The following is a 14,213-nucleotide window of genomic DNA, read 5'->3' as shown; positions in this document are numbered from 1 at the left end:
CGGTCCGAGGACGACGCTCCAGGCCCGTGACCGCCCCCGGGCGCACCCCCGCCCCCCGGCGCCCCGCAGCGCTCCCCCGCCCCGGCCCGCACCCCGCCCACGGCACACCGTCACACAAAAGGGACATACGGCATACGGCTTGCTACGTTGCCGACCATGACCGCACCTCGGACCACGGACGCGCCCCCGGACGCGCCGCCGACCGGTGTCCGGGTCCCGAAGCGGCGCGGGGTGGAACTGGTGCTGCTCCTCGGCGCCGTCCTCATCTCCGTCTGCGGCTACGCCGAGGTGGGCCTCGCCCACGACGGGGCCGTGCCGCCGGACGCCGCCCGCTACGGCGCGGGGCTCGGCCTGCTGGCGCTGCTCGCCCACCTGGCCGTGCGGTTCCGGGCGCCGTACGCCGACCCGCTCCTGCTGCCGATCGCGCTGCTGCTCAACGGGCTCGGCCTGGTGCTCATCTACCGGCTCGACCTGGAGACCCCGCGCGACCAGGCGGCGACCCCGCAGCTGATCTGGTCGACGCTCGGCGTCGCGCTCTTCATCGTGGTCGTGCTGCTGCTGCGGGACCACCGCGCCCTCCAGGGGTACGCGTACGTCTCGGTGGCCGCCGCGCTGGCCCTGATGATCCTGCCGATCTTCTTCCCGGCGGTGAACGGGGCCCGGATCTGGATCCGGATCGGCGGGCTTTCCTTCCAGCCGGGCGAGTTCGCGAAGATCCTGCTGGCGGTCTTCTTCGCCGCGTACCTCTCGGCCAACCTCAGCGCGCTGGCGTACGCCGGGCGCCGGATCTGGCGGTTCCAGTTCCCGACCTGGCGGGTGCTCGGGCCGATCGTGGCGATCTGGCTGCTGAGCGTCCTGGTGCTCGTCCTGGAGCGGGACCTCGGCACCTCGCTGCTCTTCTTCGGCCTCTTCGTGATCATGCTGTACGTGGCGACCGGCCGCACCGGCTGGATCGCCATCGGGCTGCTGCTGGCCGCCGCCGGGGCCTTCCTGATCGGCTCGGTCGAACCGCACGTGCACAGCCGGGTGCAGGACTGGCTGGATCCGTACGCCTCCATCCGGGCCGGCGACGGGCCCGGGCAGCTCGCCCAGTCGCTCTTCGCCTTCGCCGCCGGCGGGATGCTCGGCACCGGCCTCGGGCTCGGGCACTCGGTCCTCATCGGCTTCGCCGCCAAGTCGGACTTCATCCTGGCGACCGCCGGCGAGGAGCTGGGGCTCCTCGGGCTCGCCGCGCTCTTCCTGCTGTACGCCCTCTTCGTGGCGCGCGGCTACCGGGCCGGGCTCGCGCTGCGGGACCCCTTCGGGCGGCTGCTGGCCGTCGGACTCGCCTCGATCGTGGCGCTCCAGGTCTTCGTGATCGCGGGCGGGGTGATGGGGCTGATCCCGCTGACGGGCATGGCGATGCCGTTCCTGGCGCAGGGCGGTTCGTCGGTGGTGACCAACTGGGTGATCGTCGCGCTCCTGGTGCGGGTCAGCGACTCGGCGCGGGCGCCGCGGCCGGAGAGCGCCGACACCGGCGAACTCGCCCGGGTGGAGGCCGGCCGGTGATCCGGTACATCCGGCGGGCCGCCGCCCTCTGCCTCGTCCTGCTCGTCGCGCTGCTGGTCAACGCGGGGCGGGTGATGCTGGTCGAGGCCGACGAGCTGGACGCGAACCCGGCCAACCGGCGGGGCGCCATCGCCCGCTGGGCCGAGCCGCGCGGCGCGATCCTCGTCGACGGCCGGCCGGTGACCGGCTCCCGCGACAGCGGGCAGCAGCTGCGCTGGGAGCGGACCTACCGGCGGGGCCCGTTGTACGCGCCGGTGACGGGCCACGCCTCCCAGACGTACGGCACCACGATGGTCGAGGACGCCGAGGACTCGTTGTTGTCCGGCACCGACCCGATGCTGGCGCCGCTGCCGCTGTGGAACGACCTCACCCGGGGCCGCTCCCCCGGCGGCGCCGTGGTGACCACGATCCGCGCGTCGATGCAGGAGGCCGCCTACCGGGGGCTCGACGGCAAGCGCGGCGCGGTCGTGGCGCTCGAACCGTCGAGCGGCCGGATCCTGGCGTTGGTCTCCTCCCCCTCGTACGAGCCCGGCGTGCTCTCCGGGACCGGCGCGGACGTGAAGGACGCCTGGGCCCGGCTGACCACCTCGCCGAACCAGCCGATGCTCAACCGGGCGCTGCGGCAGACCTATCCGCCCGGCTCCACCTTCAAGATCGTGACCGCGGCGGCTGCGCTGGACTCCGGGGTGGTGCGGGACGTGGACGCGCCGACCGACACCCCGGACCCCTTCGTGCTGCCCGGCACCCGGCAGGTGCTGCCGAACGAGGCCCGGGGGTGCGAGGACGCCTCGCTCGCGTACGCCCTCCAGTGGTCGTGCAACACGGTGATGGCCGGGCTCGGCGTGGACGTCGGCCTGGAGGACATGGTCGGCACGGCGGAACGGTTCGGCTTCGACGACACGACCCTGCGGGTGCCGTCCTGGGTGGCGAAGTCCAACTTCGACCGCGTGATGAGCCCGGACCAGCTGGCGCTGTCGTCGATCGGGCAGTTCGACACGACGGCCACGCCCCTCCAGATGGCGATGGTCGCGGCGGCGGTCGCCAACACCGGGGAGATCGCGCAGCCGTACCTGGTCGACCGGACGACCACCTCCGGCGGGACGACCGTGGACCGCACCCCGCGCCGCAGCTACCGGCAGGCGATGAGCCCGTCGACCGCCCTCCAGCTCCAGCGGCTGATGGTGAAGGCGGTCGAGGAGGGGACGGGGACGAACGGCGCGATCCCCGGGGCCCGGGTCGGCGGCAAGACGGGCACCGCGCAGCACGGCTTCGGCAACACGGGGACCCCGTACGCCTGGTTCATCGCCTGGGCGCAGGCGGAGGACTCGGGCCGGCCCGCGGTCGCGGTGGCGGTGGTCGTGGAGGACGCGGAGGCGGCCCGTACGGACATCAGCGGGGGCGGCAGCGCGGCCCCGATCGCCCGTGACGTGATGCGCGAGGCGCTCCGTCTGGAGGCCGAGTCCCGGGGCACGCCGGGCGCGCGGGGCACCCGGGCCGGCGAGAAGGCGGCGCCGGCACGCCCCCGGGGCGCACCGGGCGCCCGGCCACCGGAGGCGACGCCCCCGGCGACGGTCCCGACTCCGCCGACCCGCCCGCGGGGCGTGCCGGGCGGGCGGGGCCGGGCGGACTCAGGGGACTGACGGCGGGCTCAGGGAGCTGACGGCGGGCGCAAGGGGCTGACGGCGAGCTCAAAAGACTGTCGGGGGGTCAGGGGACTGACGGCGGGGCGGGCGCCGGGTCGCCCGCCCGCCGGAACGGACGGGGCGGCGCTCCCGAGGGTCCGCCGTCACTCCTCCGCCGCGCCGTCCGCGATCGCGGCCGTCACCTCCGCGACGCGCTGCCGCTCCTCCTCGGCGAAGCGTTCGGCGTCGAGGCGTTCGGCGATCTCCTCGTCCTGGGTCATGAGGAGGTCGAGGTTGGAGTCGCCGAGGTCGAAGACGCCCATGTCGAGGTAGGCCTTCTGGAGGCGTTCGCCCCAGAGGCCGATGTCCTTGACGCAGGGCACGATCCGGCTGAAGAGGAGCTTCCGGAAGAGGTGGAGGAATTCGCTCCGCTCGCTGAACTCCTCCGCCTCCTTGCGCGGGACGCCGAAGTTCTCCAGGACCTCGACGCCGCGCAGCCGGTCGCGCATCAGATAGCAGCCCTCGATGACGAACTCCTCGCGCTCGCGCAGTTCGGCGTCGGTGAGCTGCCGGTAGTGGTCGCGCAGGGCCATCCGCCCGAAGGCCACGTGCCGGGCCTCGTCCTGCATGACGTACGCGAGGATCTGCTTGGGCAGCGGCTTGTCGGTGGTGTCGCGGATCATGCCGAAGGCGGCCAGGGCGAGGCCCTCGATGAGCACCTGCATGCCGAGGTAGGGCATGTCCCAGCGGGAGTCGCGGAGGGTGTCGTCGAGAAGGGTCTGGAGGTCGTCGTTGATCGGGTAGAGCATCCCGACCTTCTCGTGCAGGAAGCGGCCGTAGATCTCGGCGTGCCGGGCCTCGTCCATGGTCTGGGTGGCGGAGTAGAACTTCGCGTCGAGGTCGGGCGCGGACTCGACGATCCGGGCGGCGCAGACCATGGCGCCCTGCTCGCCGTGGAGGAACTGGCTGAAGTTCCAGGAGGCGTAGTGGCGGCGCAGTTCGCCCTTGTCCTTCTCGGTGAGCTTGGCCCAGTGGCGGGTGCCGTACAGGGCGAGCGCCTCGTCGGGGGTGCCGAGCGGGTCGTACGGGTCGACCTCCAGGTCCCAGTCGATGCGGCGGGCGCCGTCCCACTGCTTGTCCTTGCCCTTCTGGTAGAGGGCCAGGAGCCGTTCACGGCCGGCGTCGGCCATGTCGTACTCCCAGGAGAAGCGGGCGTCCCCGGAGGCCGGGATCTCCCGGCCGGGTCCGGACGGGGGGTTCACGTAGAGCTCGTGCGTCGACATCGACCACTCCTTCCGGCCACCGGCGTCCTGCCGCCGCCAGCAGGCTCACACGTTGCTGTACGAAGCGTCAACAAGTCGCGCGCAAGGGATTGACGGGCTTGCTGACGGGCAGTCTGATAGCGAGTGACCGACGGTAACCCGAGCCCGACGCCAGCGAGGTGTCCCCGCCATGAGTCCCTTCACCGAGCCCGACTTCACCCAGCTGCGGGACGCGCTCGGACCGCTCCGCGACCGCGAGCGGCTCGCCGAACGGCTCCTGGAGTCCTCCCGCAAGCACTCCTACGACCCCGACACCGAACTCGACTGGGAAGCCCCCTTCGAGGACGGCCGGTGGTACTGGCCGCCGGAGCTGGTCTCCCTCTACGACACCCCGCTGTGGCGCCGGATGTCCGAGGAGCAGCGGATCGAGCTCTCCCGCCACGAGGCCGCCTCGCTCGCCTCGCTGGGCATCTGGTTCGAGGTGATCCTGATGCAGCTGCTCGTCCGGCACATCTACGACAAGTCGCTGACCAGCCATCACGTGCGGTACGCGCTCACCGAGATCGCGGACGAGTGCCGGCACTCGATGATGTTCGCCCGGATGATCCGCAAGAGCGGGACGGGCGACTACCCGGTGCCGCGCGTCTACCACAACCTCGCCCGCGTCCTGAAGACGGTCTCCACCACCCCCGGCTCCTTCGCCTCCACCCTGCTCGGCGAGGAGATCCTCGACTGGATGCAGCGGCTGACCTTCCCGGACGAGCGGGTCCAGACGCTGATCCGCGGCGTGACCCGGATCCACGTGGTGGAGGAGGCGCGGCACGTGCGCTACGCCCGCGAGGAACTGCGCCGCCAGATGGTGACGGCGCCGCGCTGGGAGCAGGAGTTCACCCGCCTCAGCTGCGGCGAGGCGGCCCGGGTCTTCTCCACCTGCTTCGTCAACCCCGCGGTGTACGACGCCGTGGGCCTGGACCGGCGGGAGGCGGTGGCCCAGGTGCGGGCGAGCGGCCACCGGCGGGAGGTCATGCAGTCCGGTGCCAGGCGCCTGACGGACTTCCTCGACGACATCGGCGTGCTGCGGGGGCCGGGCCGCCGGCTCTGGCGGTCCTCGGGCCTGCTGGCCTGAGGGTGGCGGGCGGGCTCGGGACCGGGACCCGGAGGCGGCGGTACCGGGGTTACGCTGCCGACATGACGAGCGCCGCCTCCCCCGCGTACCGCCGGCTCAGCGTCGAGGAGAGGCGCGGCCAGCTCCTGGAGGCCGCGCTGGGGCTCTTCGCGCACCGGGCCCCCGAGGACGTGTCGCTCGACGACGTCGCCGAGGCGGCCGGGGTCTCGCGACCGCTGGTCTACCGGTACTTCCCCGGCGGCAAGCAGCAACTGTACGAGGCCGCGCTGCGCTCCTCCGCCGACGCCCTGAACCGCTGCTTCACCGAGCCCGAGGACGGCCCGCCCACCGAGCGGCTCGGCCGGGTCCTGGACCGCTACCTCGCGTTCGTGGACGGCCACGACGCCGGTTTCAGCGCGCTGCTGCGCGGCGGGAGCGTCGTCGAGACCTCCAACACCACGTCGATCGTGGACGAGGTGCGGCGGGCCGCCGCCGCGCAGATCTTCCTGCACCTGGGCGCGGAGCGGCCGGGCGCGCGGCTCGGGATGCTGGTCCGCACCTGGATCGCGGCCGTCGAGGCGGCCTCGCTCATCTGGCTCGACGAGGGCAAGTCGCCGTCCGCCGGCGAGCTGCGCGACTGGCTGGTCGACCACCTCGTCGCCCTGCTCGCGGCCGGCTCGGCGAGCGACCCGGAGACCGCGGCGGTCGTGCGGCGGCTGCTCGCCCAGGAGCGCGCCGACGGACCGGTCGCGGGCCTGGCCCGCCGCCTGGCGCCCCTCCTCGGCGCGGCGGCGCACCTGCTGTGAGACTGGTGGGGTGAGAAGCGAGAACACCCCCTTCCGGGGCGGCCCCCTCGACGGACGGGTGCTGCCCATCCTGCTCGGCGCGACCGGCCACCCGCCGAAGTGGTACGAGGTGCCGGTGCCGGCCCACGACGGCCGCCCGCCCGCGCTCCACGCGTACCGCCGCGAACCCGCGGGCCACACCCGGCGCCTCGGGCTCCAGCGCGGCTGGGTCTACGAGTACGCCCCCGAGGGCCGCGAGCGGCGCGAGCTGAAGTGGCCGTGGTCCAAGCCCTCCGCGCGGCCCGCCGAAGAGCGGGAGGAGGAGCCGAACGGGTGACGCCGGGAGCCACGCCCGGATCCGTACGGTAATCGGATGAACTGACGCGCCATGATGCCTCCGGAGCCCGCTCTGGAGGTGGTGGTGACGTGTCGCGAAGGCTGCTGCGCGCGGTCTGTACGGGAGCCCTGGCCGCGCTGACGGTCCTGACCGGCACGGCCGCGGCCCCGCCCCCCGACCCCGCGGCCGACCCACCCGCCGGCTCCGCCCCCGTCGCCTGGCCGGACCCCGCACGGGAACCGGTGGGACCGGTGGACCCTGACACCGTGCGCAACCCGGCGGGAGCGGCGGACCCGGACGCCGTGCCGGAACAGGACACCCTGCCGGACCCGGACGCCGTGCCGGACCCGGCGGGAGCGGCGGACCCGGACCCCCTGCCGAACCCGGACACCCTGCCGGACCCGGACTCCGGCGCCGTGCCGGACCCCGCACCGGACCGGGCGCCGGATCCGGGGACCCCCGCGGCCGACGACGACGCCGCGGCGCTCGCGCCCGCCGGAGGGGACTCCGTGGCGGCGCTGCTCGCGCGGCTCCGCACGCTCTACCGGCAGGCGGAGGAGGCGACGGAGCGGTTCAACGCCGCCGAGGAGGCGCTGAGGCTCCAGACCGCCGACACCCGGCGGGTCGCCGCCGACCTGGAGGGCGCCCGGACCGCCCTCGCGCGCGGCCGGGCCGAGGCGGGGCGGCTCGCCCGGGAGCAGTACCAGGGCCGGACCTCCTACGCCTCGCCGCTGCGGCTGCTCTTCGCGCCCGACCCCCAGTCCGCCCTCGACGCGCGCCACCTGCTGGACCGGACGGCGCGCGACCGCGCCTCCGCCGTCCCCCGGCTCCGGGCCGCCGAACGCCGGGCCGCCGCCCTGGCCGGCGCCTCCCGGACCGCCCTCGACCGGCAGAAGACCCTCGCCGAGCGGCAGCGGACCCGGCGGGACGAGGTGCGGAAGAAGCTCGCCGAGGTCGAGGCGCTGCTCGCCTCCCTCTCCCCCGCGCAGCTCGCCCGCCTGACCGAACGGGAGCGGACCGAGACCGCCGGCGCCCAGCGCGAGCTCCTCGACTCCGGCGTGCTCGGCCCCGCCCGCACCCCCTCCCGGGCCGGAGCGGAGGCCCTGCGCTTCGCGGTCGGCCAGCTCGGGAAGCCGTACGAGTGGGGGGCCGAGGGGCCGGAGACGTACGACTGCTCGGGGCTCACGCAGCGCGCCTGGGCGACGGCCGGCCGGGAGATCCCGCGCACCAGCCAGGAGCAGTGGGCCGAGCTGCCCCGGGTGCCGCTGGACGAACTGCGGCCCGGGGACCTGGTGGTCTACTTCCCGGGCGCCACCCACGTGGCGCTCTATCTGGGCGAGGGCCTGGTGGTGCAGGCCCCGCGCCCCGGCGGCCGGGTGAAGGTCTCGCCCCTCGCCGCGAACCCGCTGCTCGGGGCGGTCCGGCCGGACCCGGGCGGCGCGGCCCTGGAGTCGTACACCCCGCCCGTCGTGCCGGAGTCGGCCCGGGAGGGTTCGGACGAGGGGTACGACGGGGCGGGTCAGGCCCCGGAGGCCACCGAGGCCAGGTAGGCGGACGCCTTCTCCGGGTCGAAGAAGAAGTTCTCGAAGTCCGCGGGGTCGTCGAAGCCGTTGGCGAAGCGGTCGGCGATCGGCTGGAGTTCGCCGGCCGCGCCCAGCAGCTGGAGGACGTGCTCCGGCGGCGGGGCCAGCATCGCGTTGGTCCACTTGGTGACCGGCTCGGCGGTCTTCCAGTAGCGGTCGAAGGCGGACCGCATCCACGCCTCGTCGAAGGGGCGGTCGCCGTGCTCGACGATGGCCGCGAGGTAGGCGGCGGCGCACTTGGACGCGGAGTTCGAACCCTGCCCGGTGATCGGGTCGTTGGCGACGACGACGTCCGCGACGCCCAGCACCAGGCCGCCGCCCGGGAGGTGGCCGACGGGGTTGCGGACGGTGGGGGCGTAGCGGCCCGCCAGGGTGCCGCCCGCGTCGGTGAGCTCGACCTTGGTGGCGCGCGCGTACTCCCAGGGCGTGAACTTCTCCATCAGCTCCAGCGTCAGCGCCAGGTGCTCGGAGGGGTCCTTGACGCCCTGGAAGACGTCGAGCGGGCCGCCGGGGACGCCCTCCCAGAAGAGGATGTCGGCGCGGCCGCCGGTGGTGAGGGTCGGCATCACGAACAGCTCGCCGACGCCGGGCACGATGTTGCAGCGGACCGCGTCGAAGTCGGGGTGCTCGGGGCGCGGGCCGAGCCCGTTCACGTACGCGACGGCGAGGGCGCGCTGCGGCTCGGTGTGCGGGGAGCGGTCGGCGTCCCGGCCGAACATGGAGACCAGCTCGCCCTTGCCGGCGGCGACGAGCACGAGGTCGTAGCGGCGGGCGAAGAAGTCGAGGTCGCCGACGGCCGCGCCGTGGATGACGAGCTGTCCGCCGCGCTGGGCGAAGGTCTCCATCCAGCCGGCCATCTTCACCCGCTGGTCGACGGACTGGGCGAAGCCGTCGAGCCGGCCGACCCAGTCGATGACGCGGGCCGATTCGGGTCCCGCGACGGAGACGCCGAGGCCCTCGATCCTCGGGGCCTGGGACTCCCAGAAGTTCAGACCGAGGTCGCGCTCGTGCCCGAGCGAGGTGGCGAACATGCACTGCGTGGACATGACGCGGCCGGAGCGGATCTCGTCCGCCGTCCGGTTCGACATCAGGGTGACCTCGTACCCCTGGGACTGCAGGCCGAGGGCGAGCTGGAGGCCGGACTGTCCGGCGCCGACTATGAGTATCTTCCGCATGGGCGGGGCTCCTGGAGCGAAGACGAAGGTGGTGCGTGGGGGGCGTCTGACGGGGTGCGGACGCGCTACTCGGGCGTGGCGGAGAGCGCGTGCTCGACCATGGCGAGCAGCGTCTCGACGACGCTGTACCGCTTGCGCGCGTCCATGATCACCACCGGGACGTCGGGGGCGATCGTCAGGGCCTCCCTGACGTCCTCCGGCTCGAACCGCTCGGTGCCCTCGAAGTGGTTGACGGCGACGACGTACGGCAGGCCGCAGCTCTCGAAGTAGTCGAGGGCGGGGAAGCAGTCGGTGAGGCGGCGGGTGTCGGCGAGCACGATCGCCCCGATCGCGCCGCGCACCAGGTCGTCCCACATGAACCAGAAGCGCTGCTGTCCCGGCGTGCCGAAGACGTACAGGACCAGGTCGTTGTCGAGCGTGATCCGGCCGAAGTCCATCGCCACCGTGGTGGTGAGCTTGTCCGGGGTGGCGGTGAGGTCGTCGGTCTCCTCGCTGGCCCGGGTCATCAGCGCCTCGGTCTGGAGCGGGGTGATCTCCGAGACCGCGCGGACGAAGGTGGTCTTCCCGACGCCGAAGCCGCCCGCGACCACGATCTTCGTGGCGATCGGGGCCCGGGTGTGGTCGAGCTGCCAGTCCTGGGCGCCGTCCTCGGGATCGGGTTCCCCGTCGGTCCGGCCGGGCTGGGCCGGGATGGACGTGCGGGGGACGGCCTGCGCCTCGGAGGCGGCGGCGGGGGTGTCGACGGCGGTGTCGACGGCGGTGTCGACGGCGGTGGCGTCAGAGACGACGGAGTCCACTCAGCACCCTTTCGAGGAGCGCGCGGTCGGGCTGGCCGGTGTCGTGACCGGTCCCGTACACACGGATCTTTCCCTGGTCGGCCAGGTCGCTGAGCAGCACCCGGACGACACCCAACGGCATCTTGAGAAGGGCCGAGATCTCCGCCACCGTCCGCATCCGGCGGCATATCTCGACGATGGCGCGCATCTCGGGCATGAGCCCGCGGGCACCGGGGCCGCCGTCCGTGAGGACCTTGCGGGCGAGCGGCGCCTCCAGGGCGGCCACGAAGGTCTCGACGAGCAGCACGTGACCGAAGCGGGTGCGGCCGCCGGTCAGCGAGTACGGGCGCACGCGCGCGGGGCGCCGGCCTTCGCCCCGTACCGGCAGCCGGTGGACGGCGGTCGGCGAGGTCACCGGTAGCTCTCCATCGACTTGCGCAGCTCGCTGCGGACCTCGGGGGTGAGGACGTGTCCGGCCCGGCCCACGAAGAGCGCCATGTGGTAGGCGATGACGCTCATGTCGCAGTCGGGGGTGGCGTGCACGCCGAGCAGCGAGCCGTCGCTGATCGACATGACGAAGACGCTGCCCTCGTCCATGGCGACCATGGTCTGCTTCACGCCGCCGCCGTCCATGAGCCGGGCCGCGCCGATGGTGAGGCTGCCGATGCCCGAGACGATGGTGGCCAGGTCGGCGCTGGAGCCGCGCGGGCCCCGGGGGCGGGCGGGCCCGTCGTCGACGGGGTCGGGCCGCTCGTCGGGGTCGGAGGAGAGCAGCAGGAGCCCGTCGGAGGAGACGACGGCGACCGAGCGGACGCCCGGCACCTCCTCCACGAGGTTGCCCAGCAGCCATTGCAGGTTGCGGGCCTCCGTGCTCAGTCCGTACGTACCGGTGGTGCTGGTGGTGCTCGTTCCCGTGGCGGTCAACTGCGTGCCTCCTCGACTGTGTCCCCCGTCATCTCCTCTGTACGCGCGGTGCTCTCGGCCGCTATCTCCGCCTCGACGTCCCGGCGCCCGGCCACGGCGCCCTGGTGGAAGCCGCCCAGGCGGCGGCGGAGCGCGTCGGCGTCGACCGCGCCCCGGCGGGGGGCGGTGGGCGCGGCGGGGGCGCGGACCACCTGGGGGGTCCGCTTGGGCAGGCCCTTGTCGGTCACCCGCTCCCACTGGGCGGGGCGCGGTCCGGGCACCTGCGCCTCGTCGGCCGGCACCTCCGCCCGGTCGGCCGGCGGCCCGGCCTGCTCGGGCACGGACCGTTCCGGTGCGATCCGCTCGGGTGACACCTGCTCCGGGACGGCCCGCTCCGGCACGGGCGTGAACGCCGGTTCGGCGGCGCGCTCGTGGCTGTCCGGCTCGGGCGGCGGGTCCGGGAGCCGCACCTGGAGGGTGGTCTCGGAGACGGACTCGTGGAGCGGCTGCTCGTGGGCGGACCGCTCGTGGAGCCGCTGCTCGTGGGCCGGCTCGGCCGGCGGTACGGGGAGCGGGTCCGGCTCGGCGTGGGCGGCGGGCTCGGAGTCGTACGCCCGGGTCTCCGGCTCCGACGGCTCCACCGGCGCCGCGGGCTCGGCCGGCTCCCGCTCCTGGGCCGCGCGGAAGGCGCGCTCCGCCGCGTCCACGAGCGGGTCGCGGGTGCGGGACGGGAGGGCGTTGGAGTTGGCCTCGGCCTCGGAGCCCGGAAGGTGCAGGACCGGTACGGGGCCGGTGCCGGCGAGCCGGACCGGCTCGGGGACGGCGGCCGGGGGCGCGGTCGGCAGCAGCGGGAGCGGCAGCACCACGACGGCGGCCGTGCCGCCCGGCTTCTGCTCGCGCAGCTCGACGCCGACGCCGTGGCGGGCGGCCAGCAGGGAGACGACCCGCATGCCGAGCCCCTCGCCCTCGAAGGCCTCCGGATCGGCGGCGGCCAGACGGGCGTTGAGGTCGGCGCGGCGGTGGTCGGGGATCCCGATGCCGGAGTCCTGGACGGAGAGCATGATCTCGCCGGTCTCCAGGAGCCAGCCGGAGAGCTGGACCTCGGCGTCCGGCGGGGAGAACGAGGTGGCGTTCTCCAGGAGCTCGGCGACAAGGTGGCTCAGGTCGTCGGCGGCGAAGCCGGCGAGCTGGGCGTGCGGCGGCAGCGACTGGATGGTGACCCGCTCGTACCGCTCGATCTCGCTGACGGCGGCGCGCAGCACGTCGACCAGCGGGACCGGACCCGCGTGGCCGTGCACGTGCTCGTGGCCGGCGAGGACCAGCAGGTTCTCGCTGTGGCGGCGCATGACGGTCGCCATGTGGTCGAGCTTGAAGAGGGTGGCGAGGCGGTCCGGGTCCTGCTCGCGCTCCTCCAGCTTCTCGATGACGCCGAGCTGGCGGTCGACGAGGCCGAGGCTGCGCAGCGAGAGGTTGACGAAGGTGTGCTGGACCGTGCCGCGGAGCCGCTCGAAGTCGGCGGTGAGGACGGCGATCCGGCTCTGGAGCTCGGCGCGCTGGGCGGCCAGCGCGGCCTCCGCGGACTCCTGGGCGGCGACCAGCCCGGCCCGCTCGCCGGTGAGCCGGCCGGTGTGGGCGGCGAGCGCGGCGAGCTGCCCGTGGAGGGTGTTGAGGGAGCGGACGACCTGGGCGAACTCGTCGTTGCGGCCGGTGAAGCGGACGGCCTCCTCGGCGGCCGGGTCCGGCGCCCCGGCCAGCCGGGCGGCGCCGAGGCGCAGGACGGCGAGCGGCCGGGTCAGGCTGCGGGCGACGTAGGTGGAGACGCCGACGGCGAGCAGCAGGCAGCCGCCGAGGAGGGCGAGGCTCACCTCGAGGGCGGTGACGTCGTCGTCGCGCAGGGCGGTGAGCCGCTCGACCCGCTTGGCGGCGAGCGTCGACTCGACGCCGCGCATGTGCTCGATGCGGGCGGAGAGCGCGGCGTCCAGGCCGGACGGGGAGGTGCGGGTCTCGGCCTCGGAGAGGGCGGGCTGGTCGGTGAGGCGGGCGAGGGCCAGCTCGGCGGTCTTGACCTCGGGGCCGGTGACCGTCGCGGCGAGGGAGTCGCGGGCGGCGGGGCCGGCGGACCGGTCGAAGTCGCCGAGCGCGGCCAGCTCGCGGACCCTGGCCTGCTGGGCGGCGGCGCTCAGCAGGTCGCGGGCGTGCTCGGCCTCCTCCTTGCCCTCGGGCTCGTCGGCGACGTAGGTGCCGGTGGTGGCGTCGTAGTGGAGGTCGCCGGTGGGCTCGGGCTGCGGGACGGCGAGCGCGGCGAGGAGCAGGCCGCGGGTGGCGGACGCCTGCTCCACGGCGCGGCCGAGGTCGGCGGGGGCGCGGGTGGTGCCGGCGAGGCCGGGCTCGGCGGCGCGCGGCGGGGTCCGCTCGGCGAGGTCGTCGGCGAGGGCCTGGAGGACGGCGATGACGTCGCTGTACGCCTTGTGGGCCTCCAGGGCCGTGCCCTTGCCGGTGACGGCGGCGCGGCGGACGGAGGCGACGGAGGCGAGCTCGCGGCGGAGGGCGTCGGAGGCGGCGGGGCGGATCTCGTCGATCTGCCGGTCGACCCGGGCGGACCTGGCGGGGGTGACGACCCGGCGCTTCTTCTTGGGGCCGGTCTGCTCGTCCCGTCCCGCGGCGACGAAGGCGACGACCTCGTCGCGCTCGTCGGCCAGGGAGTGCGCGAGGGTGACGGCCTGCCGGTCGAGCTCGGCGAGGGTGACCAGGCGCCGGGACTCGTTCAGCTCGGTGGAGGCGGTGAGGACCGCGGGGGCGCCGGCACCGACGACGATGACGCCGACGAGGGCGACCCCGGCGACGAGACGGTTGCGGACGCGCCTGGAGCGTCCGCCGGGGGTCGGCGCGGGGGCGCGGGTACCGGTACCGGCGGTGTTCCCCGCGTCGCCTCCGGGGGCGTGTCCGGCGGGGGGCGTGGCTCCCGTGGTCGGCGCGGTGCCGGGGGTCGACGACTCACCGGGGGTCTGGCTCCGCGCGCCGTTCATGCTCCGAGGCCGCTTCTTCTGCACCGGTGCTCGCATTCTTGACTCGTCCGCCCACACAGCAGAGGTGACGGCCGGTCATGAGGTTCCGCCC

The 14,213-nt window shown here is 74.6% G+C and carries 12 protein-coding genes; 6 read left to right on the top strand and 6 right to left on the bottom strand.

Going from position 1 to position 14,213, the window contains the following annotated elements; translation table 11 throughout:
• Nucleotides 1-156 precede the first annotated feature (156 nt).
• The gene (locus IE321_RS13160; RefSeq protein ID WP_043224911.1) at nucleotides 157-1,548 is read left to right on the top strand and encodes an FtsW/RodA/SpoVE family cell cycle protein; all 1,392 of its coding nucleotides are present in this window, start codon (nucleotides 157-159) and stop codon (nucleotides 1,546-1,548) included.
• Nucleotides 1,545-3,188 (top strand): penicillin-binding transpeptidase domain-containing protein, encoded by a 1,644-nt coding sequence (locus IE321_RS13155; RefSeq protein ID WP_190223000.1) that lies wholly within the window; start codon nucleotides 1,545-1,547, stop codon nucleotides 3,186-3,188. The genes IE321_RS13160 and IE321_RS13155 overlap by 4 nt, the downstream gene beginning before the upstream one ends.
• Before the next feature lie 146 nt (nucleotides 3,189-3,334).
• Here IE321_RS13155 and IE321_RS13150 read toward each other — a convergent pair whose 3' ends face one another.
• Entirely contained in the window at nucleotides 3,335-4,453 is a 1,119-nt protein-coding gene (locus IE321_RS13150) for a ferritin-like domain-containing protein (RefSeq protein ID WP_190222999.1), read from the bottom strand.
• 169 nt (nucleotides 4,454-4,622) lie between these two features.
• On the opposite strand from IE321_RS13150, the gene IE321_RS13145 reads away from it, so the two are divergent.
• The 4 genes from IE321_RS13145 (at nucleotide 4,623) to IE321_RS13130 (ending at nucleotide 8,209) form a co-directional block, all read left to right on the top strand.
• Nucleotides 4,623-5,558, top strand: coding sequence for an AurF N-oxygenase family protein (locus tag IE321_RS13145; RefSeq protein ID WP_190222998.1), 936 nt, complete (start codon nucleotides 4,623-4,625; stop codon nucleotides 5,556-5,558).
• 62 nt (nucleotides 5,559-5,620) lie between these two features.
• On the top strand, nucleotides 5,621-6,343 hold the full coding sequence (locus IE321_RS13140) for a TetR/AcrR family transcriptional regulator (RefSeq protein WP_190222997.1): 723 nt from the start codon (nucleotides 5,621-5,623) through the stop codon (nucleotides 6,341-6,343).
• A 10-nt stretch (nucleotides 6,344-6,353) separates the two neighbouring features.
• Entirely contained in the window at nucleotides 6,354-6,659 is a 306-nt protein-coding gene (locus IE321_RS13135; protein WP_190222996.1) for a DUF8847 domain-containing protein, read from the top strand.
• A gap of 89 nt (nucleotides 6,660-6,748) precedes the next feature.
• Complete coding sequence (locus IE321_RS13130; protein WP_190222995.1) at nucleotides 6,749-8,209, top strand: C40 family peptidase; 1,461 nt, start codon at nucleotides 6,749-6,751, stop codon at nucleotides 8,207-8,209.
• Here IE321_RS13130 and IE321_RS13125 read toward each other — a convergent pair.
• From IE321_RS13125 to IE321_RS13105, 5 genes are all read right to left on the bottom strand, one after another.
• A complete protein-coding gene (locus IE321_RS13125; protein ID WP_190222994.1) occupies nucleotides 8,179-9,417 on the bottom strand; it encodes a styrene monooxygenase/indole monooxygenase family protein in 1,239 nt (412 codons plus the stop codon). The two genes, IE321_RS13130 and IE321_RS13125, sit on opposite strands and share 31 nt — an antisense overlap.
• 65 nt (nucleotides 9,418-9,482) lie before the next feature.
• Nucleotides 9,483-10,109 carry a GTP-binding protein gene (locus IE321_RS13120; RefSeq protein WP_043225042.1) on the bottom strand — a complete coding sequence of 209 codons (627 nt, stop codon included), beginning with the start codon at nucleotides 10,107-10,109 and terminating at the stop codon, nucleotides 9,483-9,485.
• Nucleotides 10,110-10,194: 85 nt separating this feature from the next.
• The gene (locus tag IE321_RS13115; RefSeq protein ID WP_043224924.1) at nucleotides 10,195-10,608 is read right to left on the bottom strand and encodes a DUF742 domain-containing protein; all 414 of its coding nucleotides are present in this window, start codon (nucleotides 10,606-10,608) and stop codon (nucleotides 10,195-10,197) included.
• A complete protein-coding gene (locus tag IE321_RS13110) occupies nucleotides 10,605-11,117 on the bottom strand; it encodes a roadblock/LC7 domain-containing protein (protein WP_051842193.1) in 513 nt (170 codons plus the stop codon). Before IE321_RS13110 ends, IE321_RS13115 begins: the two co-directional genes overlap by 4 nt.
• Nucleotides 11,114-14,122, bottom strand: coding sequence for a sensor histidine kinase (locus IE321_RS13105; protein WP_226651357.1), 3,009 nt, complete (start codon nucleotides 14,120-14,122; stop codon nucleotides 11,114-11,116). The genes IE321_RS13110 and IE321_RS13105 overlap by 4 nt, the downstream gene beginning before the upstream one ends.
• Nucleotides 14,123-14,213: the final 91 nt, after the last annotated feature.

Source organism: Streptomyces hydrogenans, from assembly GCF_014656075.1.
In the GTDB taxonomy this organism is placed as follows: Bacteria; Actinomycetota; Actinomycetes; order Streptomycetales; family Streptomycetaceae; genus Streptomyces; species Streptomyces hydrogenans.
The sequence above is the reverse complement of the archived record's forward strand: the minus strand, read 5'-3'. Positions and strand labels throughout refer to the sequence as shown.

What these genes read in the sequence shown, in the direction of transcription:
- IE321_RS13145 (WP_190222998.1), top strand. Translation starts at nt 4,623, where the DNA reads ATGAGTCCCTTCACCGAGCCCGACTTCACCCAGCTGCGGGACGCGCTC.
- IE321_RS13125 (WP_190222994.1), bottom strand. Translation starts at nt 9,417, where the DNA reads ATGCGGAAGATACTCATAGTCGGCGCCGGACAGTCCGGCCTCCAGCTC.
- IE321_RS13160 (WP_043224911.1), top strand. Translation starts at nt 157, where the DNA reads ATGACCGCACCTCGGACCACGGACGCGCCCCCGGACGCGCCGCCGACC.
- IE321_RS13140 (WP_190222997.1), top strand. Translation starts at nt 5,621, where the DNA reads ATGACGAGCGCCGCCTCCCCCGCGTACCGCCGGCTCAGCGTCGAGGAG.
- IE321_RS13150 (WP_190222999.1), bottom strand. Translation starts at nt 4,453, where the DNA reads ATGTCGACGCACGAGCTCTACGTGAACCCCCCGTCCGGACCCGGCCGG.
- IE321_RS13105 (WP_226651357.1), bottom strand. Translation starts at nt 14,122, where the DNA reads ATGAACGGCGCGCGGAGCCAGACCCCCGGTGAGTCGTCGACCCCCGGC.